At 46.8% G+C, this 21,692-nt stretch carries 16 protein-coding genes; 6 read left to right on the top strand and 10 right to left on the bottom strand.

What is annotated here, in order from left to right:
• The first annotated feature begins 113 nt into the window (after positions 1-113).
• A complete protein-coding gene (gene fabV, locus NSQ58_RS09445) occupies positions 114-1,301 on the top strand; it encodes an enoyl-ACP reductase FabV (protein ID WP_341057246.1) in 1,188 nt (395 codons plus the stop codon).
• A 298-nt stretch (positions 1,302-1,599) separates the two neighbouring features.
• Positions 1,600-1,752, top strand: a complete 153-nt coding sequence (locus NSQ58_RS09440; RefSeq protein WP_023989813.1) for a DUF1540 domain-containing protein — start codon at positions 1,600-1,602, stop codon at positions 1,750-1,752.
• 191 nt (positions 1,753-1,943) lie between these two features.
• Here the strand turns inward: NSQ58_RS09440 and NSQ58_RS09435 are convergent, their stop codons facing one another.
• Both NSQ58_RS09435 and NSQ58_RS09430 read right to left on the bottom strand, forming a co-directional pair.
• Positions 1,944-2,147, bottom strand: a complete 204-nt coding sequence (locus NSQ58_RS09435) for a hypothetical protein (RefSeq protein ID WP_028542495.1) — start codon at positions 2,145-2,147, stop codon at positions 1,944-1,946.
• 93 nt (positions 2,148-2,240) lie between these two features.
• Positions 2,241-2,612, bottom strand: coding sequence for a DUF4190 domain-containing protein (locus NSQ58_RS09430; protein WP_025720792.1), 372 nt, complete (start codon positions 2,610-2,612; stop codon positions 2,241-2,243).
• Positions 2,613-2,835: 223 nt separating this feature from the next.
• Between NSQ58_RS09430 and NSQ58_RS09425 the strand changes: the two genes are divergently transcribed.
• Positions 2,836-3,423: a hypothetical protein gene (locus NSQ58_RS09425; RefSeq protein ID WP_028542494.1), complete on the top strand. Its 588-nt coding sequence runs from the start codon at positions 2,836-2,838 to the stop codon at positions 3,421-3,423.
• Between the two features lie 12 nt (positions 3,424-3,435).
• Here NSQ58_RS09425 and lpdD read toward each other — a convergent pair whose 3' ends face one another.
• From lpdD to NSQ58_RS09400, 5 genes are all read right to left on the bottom strand, one after another.
• A complete protein-coding gene (gene lpdD, locus NSQ58_RS09420; RefSeq protein ID WP_068942071.1) occupies positions 3,436-3,783 on the bottom strand; it encodes a prenylated flavin chaperone LpdD in 348 nt (115 codons plus the stop codon).
• 305 nt (positions 3,784-4,088) lie between these two features.
• On the bottom strand, positions 4,089-9,596 hold the full coding sequence (locus NSQ58_RS09415) for a S8 family serine peptidase (protein ID WP_341057244.1): 5,508 nt from the start codon (positions 9,594-9,596) through the stop codon (positions 4,089-4,091).
• A 569-nt stretch (positions 9,597-10,165) separates the two neighbouring features.
• Complete coding sequence (locus tag NSQ58_RS09410) at positions 10,166-11,791, bottom strand: S8 family serine peptidase (RefSeq protein WP_069080315.1); 1,626 nt, start codon at positions 11,789-11,791, stop codon at positions 10,166-10,168.
• Between the two features lie 517 nt (positions 11,792-12,308).
• On the bottom strand, positions 12,309-14,090 hold the full coding sequence (locus NSQ58_RS09405) for a SulP family inorganic anion transporter (protein WP_023989820.1): 1,782 nt from the start codon (positions 14,088-14,090) through the stop codon (positions 12,309-12,311).
• Between the two features lie 29 nt (positions 14,091-14,119).
• The gene (locus NSQ58_RS09400; protein ID WP_013311437.1) at positions 14,120-14,449 is read right to left on the bottom strand and encodes an ArsR/SmtB family transcription factor; all 330 of its coding nucleotides are present in this window, start codon (positions 14,447-14,449) and stop codon (positions 14,120-14,122) included.
• Positions 14,450-14,992: 543 nt separating this feature from the next.
• Here NSQ58_RS09400 and NSQ58_RS09395 point away from each other — a divergent pair.
• The 3 genes from NSQ58_RS09395 (at position 14,993) to NSQ58_RS09385 (ending at position 19,148) form a co-directional block, all read left to right on the top strand.
• Complete coding sequence (locus tag NSQ58_RS09395; RefSeq protein ID WP_071558392.1) at positions 14,993-16,450, top strand: RtcB family protein; 1,458 nt, start codon at positions 14,993-14,995, stop codon at positions 16,448-16,450.
• A 1-nt stretch (position 16,451) separates the two neighbouring features.
• Complete coding sequence (locus NSQ58_RS09390) at positions 16,452-17,732, top strand: AAA family ATPase (protein ID WP_023989822.1); 1,281 nt, start codon at positions 16,452-16,454, stop codon at positions 17,730-17,732.
• 261 nt (positions 17,733-17,993) lie between these two features.
• The gene (locus tag NSQ58_RS09385) at positions 17,994-19,148 is read left to right on the top strand and encodes an MFS transporter (RefSeq protein ID WP_341057243.1); all 1,155 of its coding nucleotides are present in this window, start codon (positions 17,994-17,996) and stop codon (positions 19,146-19,148) included.
• A 119-nt stretch (positions 19,149-19,267) separates the two neighbouring features.
• Here the strand turns inward: NSQ58_RS09385 and NSQ58_RS09380 are convergent, their stop codons facing one another.
• From NSQ58_RS09380 to NSQ58_RS09370, 3 genes are all read right to left on the bottom strand, one after another.
• Positions 19,268-20,020: an amino acid ABC transporter ATP-binding protein gene (locus NSQ58_RS09380; protein WP_068942063.1), complete on the bottom strand. Its 753-nt coding sequence runs from the start codon at positions 20,018-20,020 to the stop codon at positions 19,268-19,270.
• 14 nt (positions 20,021-20,034) lie between these two features.
• Positions 20,035-20,703 (bottom strand): amino acid ABC transporter permease, encoded by a 669-nt coding sequence (locus tag NSQ58_RS09375; protein ID WP_341057240.1) that lies wholly within the window; start codon positions 20,701-20,703, stop codon positions 20,035-20,037.
• 72 nt (positions 20,704-20,775) lie between these two features.
• On the bottom strand, positions 20,776-21,627 hold the full coding sequence (locus tag NSQ58_RS09370) for an amino acid ABC transporter substrate-binding protein (RefSeq protein WP_023989826.1): 852 nt from the start codon (positions 21,625-21,627) through the stop codon (positions 20,776-20,778).
• Positions 21,628-21,692 lie beyond the last annotated feature (65 nt).

The following is a 21,692-nucleotide window of genomic DNA, read 5'->3' as shown; positions in this document are numbered from 1 at the left end:
ATACACTTTTGGGTAAAAAGGATACTTACTAAAATCCACGTTTGAAAAAAAATAGTTAAAAGTTAAAATAGTAAGGGGGAAGATCGCTACAAGAAGAGAGGAATTACAATAACATGATTATCAAACCAAGAACACGTGGCTTTATCTGCACCACTGCTCATCCGGTGGGCTGTGCCCAACATGTTCAGGAGCAAATTGACTATGTACAGGCCCGTCCTGCTATCCAAGGACCCCGTAATGTACTTGTGATCGGGGCATCTGCCGGATATGGGTTGGCCTCTCGCATTACTGCCGCCTTCGGTGCGCGTGCCAATACAATTGGTGTATATCGCCCTAGTAATGCTACCGCCACACGTACAGCATCGGCAGGCTGGTACAATTCTGCTGCATTTGAAAAAGCTGCTCAGGAAGCTGGGCTTAAATCCTTAAGCGTAACAGGCGATGCCTTCTCGGATGAGGTCAAATCCAAAACGGTGGAAGCCATTCGCGAAGAACTGGGACAAGTCGATCTGGTGATTTACAGTGTCGCTTCAGGTCGTCGTACAAATCCCCGCACAGGCGAAACGTTTAATTCCGTGCTCAAACCTATTGGTAAGCCTTACACAAACAAGACCGTTAACTTCCACACCGGGGAAGTCAGCAGCGTGACGCTTGAACCCGCAACAGAAGAAGAAGTACAAGCAACTGTAGAGGTTATGGGTGGTGAGGACTGGAAATTGTGGATTAACGCCTTGCGTGAAGGCGGTGTATTGGCTGATACTGCAACAACCTTTTCCTTTTCGTATATTGGTTCAGATATTACGCAAGCCATCTACAGAGAAGGCAGTATCGGAAGTGCAAAGGATCATTTGGAGGAGACAGCACATCAGCTGAACGATCAGCTGAAAGTTACAGGCGGACGCGCCTTCGTCGCAGTCACCAAAGGACTCGTTACCCAATCTAGCTCCGCTATCCCTGTCGTTCCTCTGTATATTTCTGCTTTATATAAGATAATGAAGGAAAAAGGGCTGCATGAAGGGTGCGTAGAACAGAGCTACCGCCTGTTTGCTGAGCGTTTGTATGCACCAGAAATCCCTGTAGATGAAGAAGGACGTATTCGCATTGATGATTGGGAACTGCGCGAAGACGTACAGGCAGAGGTTGAGAAGATATGGGAGGCGCTGACGACCAACAATATCTACGAATTGTCAGATCTTGAAGGATATCGTCACGAATTTTTCCAACTGTTCGGCTTTGAGTTTGAGGGCGTAGACTATGATGCTGACATCGATCCCATCGTAAATATTCCTAACGTGCGCTAAGTCTTTTCATATCGTCATTATGTCAGAAAAACAAAAAAAGCTGTTCTCCAGCAGAGAAACATTTCGTTCTGCATGGAGGACAGCTTTTGTTTTTTAATTAAAAGGGACACTTGTGTCCGCTTCGAACTGCAAAAAGAAGCAAACATTGCAATTTTAAAATTCATTTGATATTGTACAAGTAGGCATAGCAAAGTCCCTCTTCCTAACAAGAGGGTAAACACAGTTGGACAAGTCCTACCTTGACTGACCGTGATTATATTTGCTCAGCCCACCACATCCATATAAGGAGGTGTACAACATGGCAAAAGACGTTCTGTGTGAAGTCAATTCATGTACGCACTGGGCCCAAGAGAATAAATGTAGTGCTAGCTCCATTTACATCGTAAGCAACAGACCTGAAGACACTCACAAATCCGAAGAAACAGACTGCAAAACCTTCGAAGCCAAGTAAATCTTTGATTTCAAGCCTAGTTTTATAATGAAGGAGCCCATGCCCGGGTTCCTTCTTTCTTATGATATTCTAACAATAATGATAATTATTATCAAGTCCTTTTTCGGTACAGAAAAAATGCTATTCGCTTGTATACAATCATTTCTCTGCTACTTTATAAATCCAAGCCTAAAAGGACACTGCTGTTCTCTCTAAAGACAAAAAAAAGAAGCGTCGCTCTGAACGATTCGCTTCTTGTGCTTGACCTTTTGTAATTGTTCTTGCTTGGTCGGCTTCACTCGTATGTGCTGTGAAATCTCGCCATAATGGTCATTCGTTTTGCGGCTTTGTGCCGCGCAATAGATTCCAGCGCGTTTTGCCTTGCTCAGCGCTTTTTGTGTTTGAGTACGTGCCATACGGCTTCACTCTCCTTCATTGGACTCCTTTTATCATAGCATCCAATCGTCAAATCGTGAATGGTTTGTCTGACTCAAGCATTCTTCAATTCATTAAATGTCTGAAAAAATATCCGGATCGCCACTGGAGGCCGCTACAATAAAAACAATAACTATAAAAATGATGATTAGTGTATAAATCAGTGTACCGATAATACTACATACCAGTCCAGCAATGGCCATACCTCTGCCTTGCTCGCCATGACGGTTAATTTCCTTCAGGGAAAGACTGGACAAAATAATACCCACAATTCCGATAATCAACCCAATATAGGGAATGACAACAGATAAAATCCCGAGCACCATCGAGGCAACAGCTTTACTATTTGTAGGTGGAACTACTGGGGGCGGGTTAAATGGGGCGTTATAATCGTTCGTCTCCTGAAAAGGATCGGAAGATCGAGGCTCCTTGTACAAATCACTCATCTGTTAAATTCAACTCCAATACGAAAAATAGCAATTATATAAGTTCTAGGGTACCACAATCTTACAAATCAGGACAGTACTTATTTCGAATTTTTAAATTAGAACGTTAAAAAGAAGAAACCTAGCGATATTAGCACTTTTTGAGGTAACCGGGCATACAGTATTGTACCTGTTACAGATCAATTGCGCTCCATGAGAGCATCCTGCCAAGGAGGTCGGAGCTATGCTATATCGTGCAACATCCCGCAGAAAGGGCTCGCCTCACAAACGTTTAAATGCAAACACACTTAGGATAATTTCCACTGCCATGCTGCCATTTTACAAAGCTATTGCAACTCGCCGTGCGTTTGCAGTTCAATGGTCACGAGCTGTCGTTCAGGGCAATTTGGATCGGATGAAATCCCTTCTCTGCTCAGTAGCACCATTTGCCGCCAAACAAGGCTTAGGCACGAATGGCATCGGCTACTTTATTTCCTTTTTAGCTCAGCCACCGATGCTCTATTATACGAATGGAACGACGATTCCACCGGGGACTGTGCAGTTTACGTTTGAGCCGAGAGTTCATCGCGCCATTGCAAAAGCCGTTTTTCCGCTGTATCGCGAATTGGCACGCAATCCATGTTTTGCTTCTGCCTTTGCCAAAGCGATCAACAGACAAGACCAGCGTGCAGTTCATGTCATGATCCGTAGTTTGATTCCATCCTCTGCGCTGAAATCCGTACAAATTGAGGATGATGGCTTTGCATTGCTATTTAAGTATCCCTTTAGTAAGTACCCATATCGCAATCTGCTCTTTCGGGAGTTCACTTAAAAAGGTATGCTACTAGCGTGCTTGCTTGAGTTCTCCAATGAGCTCTTTCCCCAGTTGTATAGCCATATCTGTCAGCACCCGGATTTCGTCCTTGGTTGCATGATCTAAATGTGCCCCGCAGCAAATGGCAAAATTGCCTGCAAACTCTTTTCGCAAGCGAACTGCAATTTCTTCGGTAATATAAAACTCCTTGTGATTTTGCAATTGCACAGTTTGAATCGGCTCGAGTCTGGCCCCTGCTGTAATCGTTCCCAAATGAGGCTGATCACCGCCTGAAATGAGTACAATGATATCTTCCCCCATAAAATAGGCATCCAGCTCTAGACGGATACGTCCGCTTTCTTTTTGCAAATGAATCAATAGGATCCTCTCCTGCTAAAAAATATTATTCAGGATTTTGCAAAATTCGATTCCAGTCGCTCCAAAGTGCAATATATAGACGAACTAGACCATTTCGATCTATATATCGTTTATTGAAAATCGCTTATTAGATTTTTGCAAAATCCTCTATTGTGAAACGATTCACTTTATAGAGTTCTACTCATTGTACCGCTTCTTGAACGGTTCGACAATTTAAAAATGGCCCACAGCAGCCTCTATAAACCGTGGCTTGCTGTGGGCCTTCATTGTTATTCTAAAAGAAGCATTTCCTTTCCTACTGGCTGCTAACGGATCGTGATCGTATGCACAGTCTTACCACTTGCGCCGTCATTATCCGTCACCGTTAGCTCTACGGTATACGTTCCAGCTGTGGTGAATTTATGCTTCACCTTGGAACCGACCGCCGTATCGCCATCGCCAAAATTCCAGCTGTAACTAACGATCTCACCGTCTACATCACGGGAAGCTTTGGCGTTAAATTGTACATTTTTGTTCTTCTTAGCTGATTCATTAGCCTGAATAATGGCTACCGGCTTCTCATTGGATGGATTCGGATCAGGGTTCTGTCCTCCACCATTGGCTACATACAATCTTCCCGGTGCCTCCGTCTCCACTTCATTTCCCGCTGCATCCCTTACCCGGATCACGATGACTCCGCCTTCCAGATTCAGAGAAGATGAAGTGAAATAAGTACCTTCATAGTGGCCTGACGAAGTTTCATTTAATGGAATATCGTTGCGGCCCAAAGTGGACAGGTTGAAAGGCAGCTCCACATGGAAGGACGCCTCCAAACCGGATGCACTGTCAAAGGATACTCGTACCGGCTGCCCTGGAGTAATACGCACATCCTCAGCAGGGCTAATGTTTTCAAGCTTCGGCAGAGCTGTATCGACATACACCGAGCGCGTAACACTTGTTTCGTTTTCGGCAAGATCCTTGGCCGTCACCGTAATTTGATTTTCACCTTCGTTGATAAGCAACCGCTTGTTAAAGCTGCCGTCACTTCCAAATTCAGCGGGCTCACCATTAATCGTCAATTCGGTGAGGAACTCGTCATACACGGTACCGACTACACTGACTACACCCGCGTTTGTACGGGCCCCTTCATCAGGTGAAGTCAGGATCAGACCCGGTTTAGTCTGATCGAGTGTCACAACCACCGTTTCGGAACGATCCGTTAATTTGCCGTATACCGCTGCTTGAACACTTAGCGGATTAGCTCCTGGTTGAAGATCAACCGACAAACTGAAGTGGCGATCCTTCACTTTCGTTGTGCCAGCCAGCTCCTTACCGTTAAAGAGCTGAATATCGGCTCCTTCTGCCGGGGAAGTTCCTGTTACGGTAATCGACTCTTCCTGCGTATACGTAGCCTTCGTAGGAGTCGTAATCGTTGGAGCATTCACCGGATATCTGACGATAGCCCGGATCATGTAATTCCCTTCCTCCTCAGGTGATTGGCTCCATGCGCCGCTTACACCTTGCCAGCTGCGAAGTGCATTCGGGCCACTCTCATCTGTAGCAAGACCCGGCGACTGTGTGCCTACAGCAGACTGTGTATATACGATGTAGAAGTCACCTTGAACCGTCACCGGCTCTGGAAGCTGCACCGTCGTCCATTGTGACTCGTCCCGCACGGCAGTCCCGTCGAATGGACCAGCCAATAATCGTCCAGGCGCTCCTGCCGCACCGGAGGCGTCATAGACAGAATATTGGAATGCCGTTCCTCCCGGATTCGGGAAGGCAGAGTTCCAGAACAAAAGCGATGCTCCTGTCACTTGAGCCACTTCCGACTCAGGCGTCATTCTGACTGCCCATGAATTGCCTGCCGCGTTAAAGGCTCTGGCATTTTCTCCTGTCCCGTCATCGTAGGCGATGCCTCCCTGGAACCCGATGAAAGGTTTCAACGTGACATTCGCTTCCACGCTACCATTCGGAGGAGCAATAACGGATACACTGTCGCTATAATAATTCTCAGCTGAAATGGACAATGTGTATGTTCCTTCCAGCACGTCCAGCGTAAATTCTCCAGCCTCATTCGTCTCTACCGGAGCAATACGTGCATCCTCCAGCACCAACACTTTCGCTTTTTGGATCGGTTCACCGGATTGCTTGTCGGTAATGACCCCGTGAATCGTACCGTGAGGTATGGCCTGAAGGCTAAAGTTTGCTCTAATGACTTTGTTATTCTCAATCGTGACTGCTTTCGTTTGAGGCACATAACCATAGGCTTCAGCCTTCAGCGTATAGTCGCCCGCTACATGGGTGAAGCTGTATTTGCCCGTGGTCGGATCCGTTTTCACCGAACGTCCGGTTTCCAATACCGTAACCGTAGCGCTGGCTGGAAGACTGTCGAGCCCGACACGTCCACTATCCACCGTTGTTTCTGCCGGCTTCACTTTCTCCTGGAATTCACTCTTTTCAGTGCTTGTAATTTTGTACAGCGGGAACTGTTCTTCCGCTTTTTCCAGCTTGATATTCGACTCAGGTACGATGTCCTTGGTCACTGTCGCAGCTGGAATACCCAACACACGGAAATCGTCAATGTACCAGCCGTTCTTGTTCACACTGTTATCCGATTTCAAACGGAAGCGAATTTGGATCTCATTGCCGGTGTAGCTATCCAGATTGTAATAAACCGGAGTCCACTTTTTCCCATTCGTATTGTGAGAGAACTTGCCCAGCTCGCTCCACGTGTCGCCATTGTTTTTGGACACTTCCACATAACCGTAATCATAGCCGGCCTCAATTTCAAACCAGTGATTGAAGGTCAGTGTTGCATTGCGTACAGCCTGCAAATTAATTTTTGGAGAAACCAGCGAAAATTCAGCTCCGTTCTCATAATTGCTATCAAGATCGGTTGCCCACACATTTGGTCTGGACACTGCGCTTTCTGGTCCTACTTCCTTCGGAATGCCACGTTCCCACTCATCCTTGGTACCGGAATGAGTCCAGCCATTATCCGAGCTGCCGTCAAAATGATCGCTATACAGCGTATCCGGCACGTCTACTCTCAGAGAAGCCTCATTCGACTTGATTCCTTCATTGCCACTATAATCCTCAGCCGCCACTGCATAATGATAAGTTGCTCCACCGACCGTGATGGTATCTGTGAGTGTCAGTGCTGAGGTTGTACCGATGGAAGTATAATTTTTGCCTGATTGGGTAGAACGATACACCTTGTACTGCTTCACATCATCATCGGAGGAAGCATTCCAGGCCAGTGTGACGTTGCCCACAGTATCTGCTTCAGCAGTCAAATTGCTCGGCGCAGCAGGTGCAACGGTGTCTGGCTCCTGAATCGACAGATCGTCAATATACCAGCCATCTTTCACAACCGTATTGTCACTAGTAAAGTTGAACAGGAGGTATACTTTTTGACCCGCGAATGCCCGCAAATCAAGATATTGTGTTTTCCAGCCATTGCTGGTGCCAGTAAACGATAATACCTGCTCAAACGCATTCTGATTGTTTGTGGTTGCTACGTACACTTTGCCGAAATCAGAATTGTTTTCAAGATCGTACCAATGCTTGAAGCTGACCAGCGCCCCTTTTGAGCTCTCGGTCAGATCAATCGGAGGGGCCATAAAATAACTGTTGGAGTTGGCCTGATATTGGCCTTCGAGATTAGTCGCGATGACCTTTGTACCCGAATGTGCGCTTTTAGGGCCGCTTGTCGGAGTTCCCCATTTCCAAACACTGCCCTGTCCACCGATATTAATACCGGCAATGTCTTTTTCAAAGTCTTGTGTGTAACCTGGTTTTACGCCTTTGGAGATTTTAACCTTGTATACTTCAGTTTCAAATCCGTTATTACCGTAATCATTTACACGAATATAGTATTCCAGACCAGCGCTGTCCACCAAAAAAGTCGGGATGGACGCTTGATATGTACCATCTTTGCTGTCGCCGGAGGTCCGTTCCAACGGAATATATACATAGTTTGACGTACCTGCTGTTTTGGCAAATGCCTCAACGGCCGTCACGCCGACATCATCCGTTACATGAGCAGTCAGAGGTATATCAATACCCTCGAATGCCGCTGCGGGCGGTGTATGCTCGAGAACAGGTGCTTCCAGATCGTCGCCACCCGTTACAACTTTACCAGACACGGAGCCCAGACCTTGCATGACCGAACCGACTGCATCCAGCGCATTAATGACACCATGTCCGTAGCCATTGTTTGGCGAAGTAGGATATGTGCTGTCCGTGCGCGGTGTAGCTGTGTTCATCAAAATTTCCTCAAGCTGGTCTACGGTAAGAGAATGATTCGCTTGCAGCAACAGAGCTGCAAGGGCCGCAACATGAGGTCCCGCCATGGAAGTACCGTTATACCCGCCTTTATAGCCGCCACCAGCCACAGATGACCGGATATTTACACCCGGCGCGGAAACTTCGGGCTTCACCTCACCATAGGGTGATGGTCCTAACAAGGAGAAGCTGGCCAGATTATCATTGCTATCCGTGGCTCCAGTAGCGAAGGATTCCGGATAGTTTGCCGGATTGGCTACCGAGGCAGGTCCGCCCGGATTGGAAAGAGAGGTATTACCTGCGGAGAATTCGGGGAAGATTTGAGCATCCCGCCATGCCTGAACCACAGGCCGGAACCATTCATCAAGACCCGGTCCGCCTCCCCACGAGTTGTTCACTACATCTGGAGCAAGCTCGGGATGAAGATTCCCTTGGGCATCTTTTGGCGCAAGCAGCCATTGACCGCCATCCAGTATAATCGCATCCGTCGTTTCCGGATTAAAAATCCGAACCGCAATCCACTTCGCACCAGGTGCAACGCCAACTCGGTTCGTTCCATTTTCCTCAGAGCCGACCATCGTGCCCATCGTATGTGTACCATGGGAATCGTCTTCCTGATCGACCGGAAGCGTCGCATGACTATGCGGATCGTACCAGCTCAGCTCGGGATTCACGACATTGCCTGCCGCGTCCAGCCCCCGCCATTTGCGATGAAGGGCCGGATGTGTATAATCTACACCTGTATCCAGATTGGCAACCACGATTCCGGTTCCGTCAATTCCCTTTTCCCACACTTGTGGTGCGTTAATATGGGATATGTTCCATTCCACCGTAGATGGGTCTACAGCGTTCTTACCTGCATTGCCAGGCTTAGCCGATGTTTTGCCATCGTCCTTCTCCAGCTCTACAGCCTTCTCTACCGTCGTAGACTTCGCCGCGGCTGCTGTCACTGTTTTAGCTGTTTCAGCCGTTTTGGCATTTGCTCCCTCTGCTTGCTTGTCAACCGTCACCTTTTGCAGATAACGCGTTTCATTCGGCAAGACTTTATCGACCTCAGGCAGCTGCGAAATATGATCCAGCACCTCCTTGGTGCTTGTTACAGCCAATGCATTGACAATAAAAAAGCTTTTATATTCCTTCACTCCGCCGCTCTCTGATTGCTTATCCAAATAATTTTCAAGCCCATATTGGGTTCTTGAAGCCGTTTCACGCAGAGAACTGATCACATGGCTGCGTGCAGCCATTTTGGCAGCGGAAGGTGTTATTTTCTCAAGTGAGGCCTTTTGAAGAGCATTTTTGGAAACCTTGTTGGTGTCTACCTGTTCTTTTAATTTGACCAGATAGGTAACATAGTTATTCTCCTCAAACTGTTTGGTCAGTTTCGGGGATACCTTCGCGGTCGTGACCTTATGCGAGGCGGATTTCAGCTCCAGCTTGGAGCCATCTGGTGTGTTATTCGCCAAAGCGGGTTGAACAAAGGAAAAGGCCATTAGCAAAGATAGTCCAATAGATAGTGGTTTCTTGAATCGTTTAGGTTTAATCAATTACTTCTCCACTCCTTTTACTAGGTTTAATGTTTCTGGAATAACCTGTACAGAGTAAGACCTCATACCTAGCACATCAAACACACGGGTTGCACAACACGATGTGGTTGGCGACCACCTCCTTCATAGAATATAGAGGCACAAAAATATTTGGCTGTTCGTAGGTAGTAGTACTTCATAGGTGAGTTTACGATCCAAATAGCAAGCGATGAAATTCAGTAGAAACCAAGGAGAAAAAGCAGGAGAACTTCGAAGAAAAGACATGTTATATCATTACATTTTATATTAAAAATTGATATATAATCATATATTATGGAATAGTATAAAGTTATCAAAACAGATATACAAGTCATTTTTTTGCATTTTTCTTGAAATTCTATGACTTTTATATTCTTTTATGTACGAAAACCCCTTTTTTACGGCTACGTAAATAGTGCATTACACGGTTAACAGGTGTATGCAATCTCTGTACGAGCCGCTCAAAGGGATTTTCGGGGGTCTTTCTTAATCCTGTCTTTCGCTCTATATCTTGTTCATTGGAAGTCGCTTATAGGATTTTTGCAAAATCCTCACTTAAGTACGGAGTTCACCGCAGCAAGCGCGTCGATCAGACCATATCCGTAACCATTGTTCGGTGAAGTCCGATACTGGCTATCTGTCAGCGGCGTCGCTGTTTTTGAAATAACATCCTCCAGTTGATCCACAGTCAAAGATGGCTTGGCCTGAAGCAGTAATGCCGCTAATCCAGCAGTATGCGGGCCTGCCATAGAAGTACCGTTCCATCCCCCCTCATACACTCCGCCCGGTACAGAAGAACGGATGTTCACACCAGGAGCCGAAATTTCAGGCTTCACTTCGCCATAAGGAGAAGGACCGCGCAGCGAGAAGCTGGCCAGCTTGTTGTTTACGTCCGTGGCTCCTGTCGCATAAGCTTCCGGTAGATTCGCCGGATTGGCTACAGACCCAGGTCCGCCCGGATTGGACAATGTTGTGTTGCCAGCGGAGAACTCAGGGAAAATCTGAGCCGCTCTCCACGCCTTGGTGACTGGACGATACCATTCATCCAGGCCAGGTCCACCGCCCCAAGAGTTATTCACCACATCCGGTGCAAGCTCAGGGTGCTTTTTACCGTTTTTATCTACAGGAGCAAGAATCCACTGTCCACCGTCCAGTAAGATGGAGTCGGTGGTATCTGGATTGAATACTCGAACCGCAATCCATTTGGCGCCGGGAGCAACACCGATTTCATTCGTACCGTTGCTGTCCGAGCCAACGCTCGTCCCCATCGTATGTGTACCATGTCCATTTGAATCAGTTGGCAGCGATGCTCCATTAACCGCATCATACCAGCTCAGTTCTGGATTAACGACCTGGCCGGAAGCGTTCAGACCACGCCATTTTCTTTTCAGTGCCGGATGAGTATATTCAACGCCTGTATCCAGATTGGCGACAACAATGCCTTTGCCGTCAATGCCTTTGGCCCAAACCTGTGGTGCTTTGATTTTAGAAATATTCCACTCGACACGGCTTGGCGTTACCGCATCCTTATACACGGATTCTTCCACCGATTTTTGCGCATTCTCTTCCGTCACAGCCGTATCTACAGCGGCTTGATCTGCAACCGCTTGGTCAGCTGTAGATTCCTCAACTACGGGCTGGGCATCCTTATCTATTTCTACCTTTTGCAGTTCCCGCTTTTCATCCGGTAAAATTTTGTCGATCTCAGGAAGTGTGGCGAGATTATCCATGACCTCTTTGGTGCTGGTTACCGCAAATGCGTTCACGATAAAGTAACTCTTGTATTTTTTGACGTTTCCGTTATTGACTTCCTTCTTTAAGTATTCTTCCACGGATTGTTGCGTTTTTTCTGCTGTATCCATGAGAGAGTTCACAACCGTTGTACGTACAGAAAGCTTAGCAGCAGCGGGTGAAATTTGCTCTGCAGAGGCCTTTTGGAAAGCATGCTTGGCAACTGACTCCGTATCCACCTGATCCTTCAATTTAACCAGATAGGTGACATACTCACTGGCACTGAATTGTTGGTTCAGCTTGGCTGAAACCTTGGCGGAAATGGTTGATCCTCCTGCTGAGGTGGTTGTGCTGGAATCTCCATATACCGGAGAAATTAGAGAAAAAGCAAGAAGAGCGGTAAAACTGACCGACAGCGTCTTTTTGATATTTTTCGACTTAATCAATACTTTCCATCTCCCTTTACTTGGTTTTTTAATTCTCAAGGACAACCTTCCGGGTAGCTACGTCAAAAGTTCACAAAATAGCCTCTGGTACTCACCTCCTTTAAAAAATATAGATTCCGCTGGGGTGAAATCCATAGGTCATCATCTGAGGTGAATAACCCTTGGTGCAGACCGCAAAGAACGAGCATCGGGTATGAACAGGTGGACAAGTTTGAAAATAGTAAGTGAAAAAAATGAAGAAAAAGGTAGGGTAAGAAACTAGAAGTGATCGAGGAGGTTGATAAGTAAGTATTAAAATACAATTTAAAACAAAAGAATGAAACATATGGTATCTTTTGAATCTAGTATAGTGTCATAAAATCAGATATTCAAGCATTTTTTGAATTTTATTCCTTTTTTTTCTTTAAGAAGAGAAAAATCTCTTCCATTTTCGAAGCAAATGCAAGTCTTCATTGTGCACTTGGTTTCGGAGATTAGAAGAGATTTTTCGGCATTCAGCAACAAATTTAAAAGAGTGTTATCTGCCGCTATTTACTGGTAAGGGAACCGAAATGGCTCCGTCTGGAAAGGAAGATTTGGTTTGCTGCGATCTGCGGCACAGACTCGTACATTCTCGGAAAGCCATTTGCCTGCATCCACAGCAATGATCCTGATTCACCAGCGCAAGGGCAGCCGTAAGGGCCTCTCCTGTATGTTCGAAAAAATGCTTTTGTCCAATCATGTCGTAGCATCCGGTTTTCTGTAGTAATGCCAGCGGTTGAGGCTGGAGTCCGGAAACAAGCACCGTCCCGCCAGACTTCCGGTATTTCTGAATTAATGCGGTAAAGTTACCTTCTCCCGTCATATCCATAAAAGGGACCTTTCCCATACGCAACAACAAAATCCCTTGTAGGTGGTCAGTCTGACCTCCCACACCTGAGTTTTCCAATACCGAAGCTGCACCGAAAAATAGAGGGCCTTCCACATTGTAAATAGCCACCTGTGGACAATCATGCTGATCTGTGACCATATGCGCGCCTACTTTTTCATGTTTTACAGAAGGATCAGGAAGTACCTTGTCTACTGAAAGTGTATTGCTCATACGTTTAACAAACAATACAACCGCCAGAATTAAACCCACCTCCACAGCCGTTGTCAGCGTCGTAAATACCGTCAGCAAAAAGGTGACAACCAGCACAATAGAATCCGCTGTCCGCGTTTTGAGAATGTGCGCAAAATGCTTGCGCTCACTCATATTCCACGCTACTACCATCAGCACCGGAGCCATACTGGCCAACGGAATATTAGATGCATAAGGTGCAAAAAGCACCAGAATGAGGAGCACCACGAACCCATGTACGATGCCTGACATAGGAGAAACAGCACCGTTACGGATATTTGTGGCGGTGCGGGCAATTGCACCTGTCGCAGGAATACCTCCGAACAGCGGTGTCAGCAAATTAGCAATCCCTTGTCCAACCAGTTCACGATTGCTGTTATGCCTGGCTCCCGTCATACCGTCAGCTACCACCGCTGAAAGCAGAGATTCAATAGCTCCCAGCATTGCAATAACAAGTGCTGGCGGCAAGAGTTTCACGATCAAATCCCACGTCATCACAGGAATATGTAGCTCAGGTAAAGATGCTGGAATTGCGCCATACGCAGATCCAATGGTAGCCACCTGCCCTGGAAAAAGTAAAGCTGCCACCAGCGTTGACAAGAGTAGGCCAACCAGTGAGCCGGGTATCTTGGGCCATTTTTTAGGCACCAAAATAAGCGCGGCAAGACAGATACAAGCCGTCAGGATACTATATACATTCAGTGAAGGAAGTCGATGGATGAGCTCTGCCATGGAAGGCAGAAAAGTTTCATGTCGCTCTACCCCGCGCAAGCCGAGAAAGTTAGCAATCTGACCGCTGAATATTGTCACGGCAATTCCGGCCGTAAAGCCAATTGTTACTGGCTTGGGAATAAACTTAATCAGTGCCCCCAGCCTTAGCACACCCATTAAAATGAGCATAATGCCCGCCATAAAACCGGCTATGAGTAGGTTCTCATAACCGTATTGCATGACAATAGCCAGCAAAATCGGAATAAATGCACCAGTAGGTCCTCCGATCTGGAATTTGGACCCTCCCAGCAGCGAAACCAAAATCCCCGCAACAATGGTCGTATACAGCCCATATTCCGGCTTTACTCCTGATGCAATGGCAAACGCCATACCGAGCGGAATCGCCACAATTGCTACAATACTTCCGGAAATTAGATCCTTTCGCAAAGCCCCTGCGTTATAGCCTTCGAACCTTCCTATCCACTTCATTCCTATAACCCTTCTTTTCTGTAATAGCATTACTTCTCGTTACGTATACCTTCCAGCAACGAGATAGCTTCGACCAAATGATTGTCAAAAATCCGCCGCGCCACCGCAAGCAGCTCCGTCAAAAGCGGATCACGTAGTGAATATACAACCGATGTACCTTCCTTGAAGCTGTTCACCAAATTTTTGGCCCGTAAAACGGCCAATTGCTGCGATACGGCAGAACCTTCGGAACCGAGCGCAGTCTGCAGCTCGTTCACATTCCGTTCCCCTTCACTCAGCACCTCCAAAATGCGGATGCGCAGAGGGTGAGCCAATGCTTTGAAAAAGTCGGCCTTAAATTTCTGGAGATCTCCTTCCATGCCTGCTCCGTCCCCCTCACAGAATTGTCCTATAAACGATCAACAATATCTGAATATTTGAATATTCAGTACAATAACAGCTTTAGGCCAATTGAACTATGATGTTACTCACACTTCACCATGAGTAAAGTCACATTCTCCCACACTTCTATCTTTCAGGGGTTGACAGCTTCCACAGGTTTCCATTAACATAGCAATTAACTTTAAGAAAAGGGGGCCGACAGACATGACCGAGCTTTATATGATAACGACAGACAGGCAGCATGATACAACCACATATTTGTGTTTTCGTCTCATCGGCCCCGTTCGGGCGACATGATGGGTGATATCACGCTGTCTGACGGCGTGATTAGCCAGGCTTTTTTATTTTTTTATGCTATTGGAAGAACAGGTTATTTTACGTATTTATGAGTTGATCATAAAATGTAATGACACTTTCGGTGCAGGAAGCCGTAGACGACAAGTCTGCGGTTTTTTTTGTTTTTTAAATCTTTTTATGCAAGTATTTATGAATTTACATGAAGAAGGGAACTACCCATTTATATGAATATACAACATACAACCAACTCGTCCTTGCATGAAGGACCATACAGCCATCTGATGAAGCTTCCGGCAGGTGATCTAACCGTATATGCTTCTCAGCAACTTTTCTCCTCACTGGATTACAAGGTGTTCGAGATGGCTAATAACAATTTACAAATTCCTGGTATCCGCTATATGGGATACACACCAGATGTACATGTAGGCGTCGGAACCTGCATCGGTACGACTGCTGTATGGGGAATGGAGGACGGCTATGTATCTCCCTCCATCGTCGGCAGCGATATTGGCTGTGGCATGCGCGTACACCTGACCAATCTGCACAAGGATGCTTTGAAGGAAACCAAGCTGCGCCGTAAGCTGGTCAAAACCATCGACAAATACTTGCCCATGGAAGTCCACCAGCGCGGGCATTATTCGGATATCCGACTGGAGCATATTGTACGCAAGGGTCTGCACGGCTTACCCAACAAATATATTCCGGACAGCTACACTCCTAAGAAATCCACCTCACTCACCCATGTAGAGCACAGTAAGTTCTCCTTTGACGAGGAGGTGCTGAATCTTGTCGAAGACCGTACATGGCATCGGGCTCACCGACAGCTCGGCACACTGGGTGGAGGCAATCATTTCGTCGAAATTCAGGCGATTGAAATCGCTGAGGAAAACCGCGAAACAGCTGAAGCATGGGGTATGTTCGACGGTCAGGTGGCTGTGATGATTCATTCTGGATCGCGGGCTTGGGGTGGAGCAGTCAGCCAGGCCAGTTCATCTGCTATTGCCAAGACGATGAGCCGTCTCGGACTCGGCACCTCTGACCCGAGACTGGTATTCGCACCGCTGGACCATCCCGAGGCTGCACATTATGTCGATATGATGTATTCGGCGCTGAATTATGCCGTGGTAAACCGACATCTCATCGCATACTCGGTGCGTGAAGCCTTCCGCGATGTCTTTGGTACAAAGTGCGAGTTGCGTACTTTGTATGATCTAATGCACAATTATGCTTGGGAGGAATCCCATCCGGATCACGGCAGCGTGTTTGTGCATCGTAAAGGTGCTACGCGTGCTCTTCCAGCAGGACACCCTGACAATCCGCGGCCTTATCAGGCGACAGGGCATCCGGCCCTGATCCCCGGCTCTATGGGGACAGCCTCTTATATTATGGTAGGTTTACCGGGCGGTCAGGATAACTTCCACTCCATTTGTCATGGAGCAGGCCGTATTCGTTCGCGTTCTGCGACCAAACGACTCGTCAGTGTGGACGATTTTGCAGGGGCCCTGGGTGTAGGGACAGACGACGAAATTGTGGTCAATCAGGCATCACTGGAAAGCATTATCGACGAATCTCCGCAAGCCTACAAAAATGTAGATGATATTATCGAAAGTGTCACCGGGGCAGGACTCGCAGCAGTTGTAGCCAAATGCAAGCCGCTAGCCGCCCTGAAAGGAGCCAAATAATTTGAGTATAGACATCCCAGCTATTTACGAATTTGATGAACGTACAGATGGGCGCATTACCGGTTATGCCGCTTATGCCCGTCTGATCGACGGTATCAGTGAAGCACTCTATAACCGCTACGGCGTAAAATACGTGCTGTATGCCAGCGATGATCCCAATATTGAGTATTGGGATTTACTGGAGGAGGACATTCGTGCAGGCAGTCCCGATCTGGAGCATGTAGCACGGGTCTTCGATCGTCTGGAGGAACGCACCATCCAGTATGACGATGACGGGCCGACTCCTGAATATGGCGTGCATCTGTCGATGCGTAATAATGTATTCGCCTATCCCAAGTGGGGCATCGCGCTGGCGCGAGTTCCCTTTTTCCGTGAGAATGGCGTGTACAATGAAGATTACGTATTTGCGATAGGCGACCAAGAGCTGCAAGGCTTCCTCGCGGGAGTACGCGGTCGTGAACGTAAGCAGAATATGAAGCGTGTCACCGTTTTTACCGACACAAGCCGTGGACTTTCTCGGCAGGCAGAGCCGATAACCCGCGCAATTACGCGGGATGACGTGATTTTGAAAGCGGAAATAAAACGGGATATTTTCCGATCACTCGATCAGTTTTTTGAAGCGGATCGTACCTTCTATCAGACTTATAACATTCCTTACAAGCGTGGTATTCTGCTATACGGCCATCCGGGCAACGGTAAAACAACACTTGTAAAATCAATTGCCAGCAGTGTACCGGGTCCGGCAGCCTACTGGCAAATTACGGAGTATACAACCAGTGAATCGGTCAAAGAGGTGTTCGAGGCGGCTACTCGCCTGGCTCCGATGGTACTGGTTATTGAGGACATTGATTCCATGCCTCAGGAGGTGCGTTCTTTTTTCCTGAATACCCTCGACGGTGCTACATCCAAGGAGGGCATCTTCCTGATCGGAACGACCAATTATCCCGAAAAAATCGACCCAGGTCTGATGAACCGGGCAGGGCGTTTCGACCGGGCTTATGAAATCAGTTTGCCTGACGAAGCGCTGCGACTGGCGTATCTCAAGCTGCGCAACTTCCTTGTTTTTGCAGGGGAAACAGGTACACAGAAGGCGGCAGCCATGACTGACGGGTTTTCGCTGGCACAGCTCGGAGAACTGTATGTCAGCACTGCGCTGGAGTGGCATGAGCAGGGAAAAGCCGATATTGAACTGATTATCAAAGGTATGCGAGGCGAGCTCGATAAGAGCCGTAAGCAGGACTGGTTAAAAAATGTGGCCGAAGGACGAGTCGGGTTCTTCTGAGTTATCCTTTCATTGCCTTATCAAGAAATTTATGTTACGTTGATAAATAATAAAGTATCGAAAGGGTGACCTTAAGCCAATGATCTACTAATCCTATTCTACCGAAGAAAAAAATCGTAATCTTACGAATTTTCTGGATAGGATTAGTGTAGGCTTTGGGTATTAACGATAAGAGCATTGCTTCTTTGACGGGAGCAGTGTATCTTCTTGTTCGTATGCCTACCTCCTATCCAGAAACCAATGGATAAGGAGGTTTTTTGCATGAAAAGAATACTTGGAATTCTAATGATTAATATCTTCATCGTTATGGTGGGCGTTGGTTTAATTACCCCCATCCTGCCAGAACTGATCATTGAGTTTGGAGCCAGTGGACGGGCGATCGGTTTATTGGTAGCAGCCTATGGCATGACACAATTCCTGCTCTCTCCCCTGACTGGACAGCTGTCTGATCGATATGGGAGAAAGGCATTCATCGTCGTAGGTGTCATTGTTTTTGCTGTGGCTAAATTTATCTTTGCTATTGGAGATGAGCTGTGGATGCTGTATACCTCAAGACTTCTGGAAGGAATGGAAGCAGCCCTGATTGTTCCACCCATGATGGCATATGTAGCGGATATTACAACAACCGAAGAACGCGCCAAAGGAAATAGCCTGCTAGCCGCAGCCATGTCATTCGGATTTGTTATTGGACCTGGACTGGGTGGTCTTCTTGCAGGATATGGAACGAGAGTGCCGCTTTACGCAGCGACAGGTGCTGCTATGGTTGCTGTTATTTTTTCAGTGTTTTGTTTGCCTGAAAGTTTATCGAAAGAGCAAATGAAAGCAGCACGGGCAAGAATGATTCAGAAAGAATCTATTTACAAACAATACGCGAGATCGTTGAAGTCAAAATATACGATGCTCTTTGTACTTGTCCTGGTGATGACCTTTGGACTCGCTAATTTTGAATCTGTTCTTGGTTTATATGTAACGAACCGCTTCCAATTCTCACCTCAAAATATTGCTGTCATTCTGACCGCAGGTGCTGTGATCGGAGTCGGTATGCAAGCATTAGTTGTTGCTAAAATAATCAATAAGTTTGGTGAACAAAGGGTGATCAAAGGATCGCTTCTTTTCACCTCAGTTGCTTATATTTTATTTCTCTTAGCCAAAAATTTTTGGAGTATCTTCCTTGTCACTTCCCTTATTTTCTTTGCCACAGCTATGCTTCGTCCAGCTCTTAATACACAATTATCGAAGATGGCCGGGAATGAGCAAGGATATGTAGCGGGTATGAATAATGCCTATATGAGTGTCGGGAATATTTTAGGCCCTACTCTTGCGGGATTTTTGTTTGATGCAAATCTGTTCGCTCCATTCATAGCAGGCTGTTGTATTCTGTTGATTACTTTTTTGCTTACATTAAAATTGAAATAAAAGAGGACAACTGATGAGCAAAAGGCAGCTACGGGTGCGAGGCTTATTTTTCAATGCCCGGCTGTAGCTGCCTTTTTATTCAGTCTAAACGCTTATTTTAATAAATACTGTAATTCCCTTTATTCCGCTTCCCCGCTCAGACGATTCAAAAACTGAATAGCCCGTGGACTGGTGGGCTGCTCCAGAACCTCATGCGGCGTACCCTGCTCAACGATTACACCCTGATCCATCAAAATCACATGGTCCGCGACCTCAGCTGCAAATTTCATTTCATGGGTGACAATGACCATGGTCATCCCTTCGGCGGCCAGTTGCTTCATGACCTTAAGCACCTCGCCTACCAACTCGGGGTCAAGCGCAGAGGTCGGCTCGTCAAACAATAGTACCTCAGGTTCGACCGCCATTGCCCGGGCAATACCGACCCGTTGCTGCTGTCCTCCCGATAACTGATGCGGATAGGATTCCGCTTTATCAGCCAACCCCACTTTTTTAAGCAACTCCAATGCACGTTTGCGCGCCTCATCCTTGCTCTTTTTCTGAACCGTGACTTGGCCCTCCATCACATTTTGTACTGCTGTCATATGCGGGAAGAGGTTGTAGGATTGAAATACCATCCCTGTCCGCTTGCGCAGCGCCAAAATGTTTTCTTGCCGGAGCTTCGTTCCTTTCGCAAAATTCAGTGCAATATCCCCTACTTGGATCTCTCCTTGGTCAGGAATTTCCAGCAAATTCAAGCAGCGTAAAAGCGTTGTTTTACCAGAACCGGAAGGGCCGATGATAACGAGCACTTTCCCCTTACCCAACGTCACGTCAACACCCTTAAGCACTTCCAGCGAGCCGAACGATTTGTGTATATTCCGAATTTGGATCACCGGTACAATCTCCTTTATCTGACGGAAAAACGGCCTAGTCGCTTTTCCAGGTAATTTTGCAGCACAGTCAAAATGGTGCTAAACAGTAGGTAAATAATCCCCGCCTCGGTATACACCAATAGCGGTTCGTATGTGGTAGCTACAATCTGGTTAGCCGTTCTGAACATTTCCACATAGGTGATGGTCGCAGCCAGTGAGGTATCCTTCACTAAGCTGATGAATGAATTAGCCAACGGAGGTACGGACACACGGGATGCTTGCGGAAGCACGATACGCCGCAATACTTGCCGGCGCGTCATACCCAGAGAGTATCCCGCCTCCCATTGGCCTTCCTGAATGGATATGATAGCCGCACGCATAATTTCAGAGCTATAAGCCCCTACGCTGAGGGTAAAGCCGATCACTGAAGCAATAAACGGGTCCAGTGTAATACCCACGGAAGGTAAACCATAGAAAATAATATACAATTGCACCAGCAAAGGAGTTCCTCGAATTACCCATACATAGAAGCCGAAAATCAGCTTGAGTATTCTCCATTTGGACAGCCGGGCCAACGCTGTAATCAGCGCCAGCACGAGTCCCAGAGCAAAGGAGATAAGCGTGAGCGGAATCGTAAAAGAAACCCCTGCTTTTAGCAGAGGCAATAATGAATCGATAATGATTTGTATTTGACGATCATCCATTGTACAGACATCCTTTGAAAAGATAGGTTTGGGAAGATTCGGTTCGACTTGGCGAACGTTGGTCTTCATTTATTATTTGGATACGTCAGCTCCAAAATATTTCTCGGAAATTTTCAGGTACGTACCATCAGCCTTCATATCAGCCAGCGCTTTGTTTACTTCCTTGATCAAATCTTCGCTGCCTTTATTGAATACAGCTGCGCTGTGTGAAGCATCTGGAGATTCGTCCACCTTTTTGATGGGTGCGTCAGGCTTTTGCTTTTTCAGATCAAGATAGGATAATCCATCATTGACGGTCGCATCCACCCGTTTGGAAGTGAGGAGGTCGATGGCTTGGTTGAATCCCTCTGTTGCCACAATTTCCGCACCGTTGCTTTTCGCGATTTGAGTCAGGTTACTGGTCAGGGACTGCCCAGCCTTTTTTCCTTTTAGATCAGCAAATTTCTGGATGTCTGTATTGTCTTCGCTTACGATCAGAACTGCCTTGGAGACAATGTACGGATCGGAAAAATCATATTTTTGCTTGCGCTCATCTGTAATGGATACTTCATTGAACACCGTGTCAAACCGCTTGGAGTTCAACCCTGCGAATATGCCGTCCCATTGCGTCTCGATAAACTCCGGTTGTACCCCCAGGCGTTTACTCACTTCAGTCGCAATATCGACATCGAAGCCTGTCAGTTTACCAGCAGCATCATGGTAGGTAAACGGAGCATAGGTACCTTCCGTGCCAATTCTTAGCTTGCCGCTCGCTTTTACAGATTCAAGAGTAGCTGTAGCAGTAGTATCTGCTTTTCCATTATTAGATCCGTTATCTCCGGTAGATGCATTATTGGTACTGGCGCCTTTATCGTTGTTACCGCAGGCCGAAACCAGCAATGCCATCACGATGAGTACAATCGGCAAAAAACTAAATTTTTTCATGGTATCCACACTCTTTCCCTTTTTCTTGATAACCTAGCACGCGGCTGGTCATTGAATAGTACATC

The organism is Paenibacillus sp. FSL M7-0134, from assembly GCF_038007865.1.
Classification (GTDB): domain Bacteria; phylum Bacillota; class Bacilli; order Paenibacillales; family Paenibacillaceae; genus Paenibacillus; species Paenibacillus polymyxa_B.
The sequence above is the reverse complement of the archived record's forward strand: the minus strand, read 5'-3'. Positions and strand labels throughout refer to the sequence as shown.

Excerpts from the sequence above, each read along its gene's own strand:
- fabV (WP_341057246.1), top strand. The coding sequence starts at position 114 with ATGATTATCAAACCAAGAACACGTGGCTTTATCTGCACCACTGCTCAT.
- NSQ58_RS09440 (WP_023989813.1), top strand. The coding sequence starts at position 1,600 with ATGGCAAAAGACGTTCTGTGTGAAGTCAATTCATGTACGCACTGGGCC.
- NSQ58_RS09435 (WP_028542495.1), bottom strand. The coding sequence starts at position 2,147 with ATGGCACGTACTCAAACACAAAAAGCGCTGAGCAAGGCAAAACGCGCT.
- NSQ58_RS09430 (WP_025720792.1), bottom strand. The coding sequence starts at position 2,612 with ATGAGTGATTTGTACAAGGAGCCTCGATCTTCCGATCCTTTTCAGGAG.
- NSQ58_RS09425 (WP_028542494.1), top strand. The coding sequence starts at position 2,836 with ATGCTATATCGTGCAACATCCCGCAGAAAGGGCTCGCCTCACAAACGT.
- NSQ58_RS09405 (WP_023989820.1), bottom strand. The coding sequence starts at position 14,090 with ATGAAGTGGATAGGAAGGTTCGAAGGCTATAACGCAGGGGCTTTGCGA.
- NSQ58_RS09400 (WP_013311437.1), bottom strand. The coding sequence starts at position 14,449 with ATGGAAGGAGATCTCCAGAAATTTAAGGCCGACTTTTTCAAAGCATTG.
- NSQ58_RS09395 (WP_071558392.1), top strand. The coding sequence starts at position 14,993 with ATGAATATACAACATACAACCAACTCGTCCTTGCATGAAGGACCATAC.
- NSQ58_RS09385 (WP_341057243.1), top strand. The coding sequence starts at position 17,994 with ATGAAAAGAATACTTGGAATTCTAATGATTAATATCTTCATCGTTATG.
- NSQ58_RS09375 (WP_341057240.1), bottom strand. The coding sequence starts at position 20,703 with ATGGATGATCGTCAAATACAAATCATTATCGATTCATTATTGCCTCTG.
- NSQ58_RS09370 (WP_023989826.1), bottom strand. The coding sequence starts at position 21,627 with ATGAAAAAATTTAGTTTTTTGCCGATTGTACTCATCGTGATGGCATTG.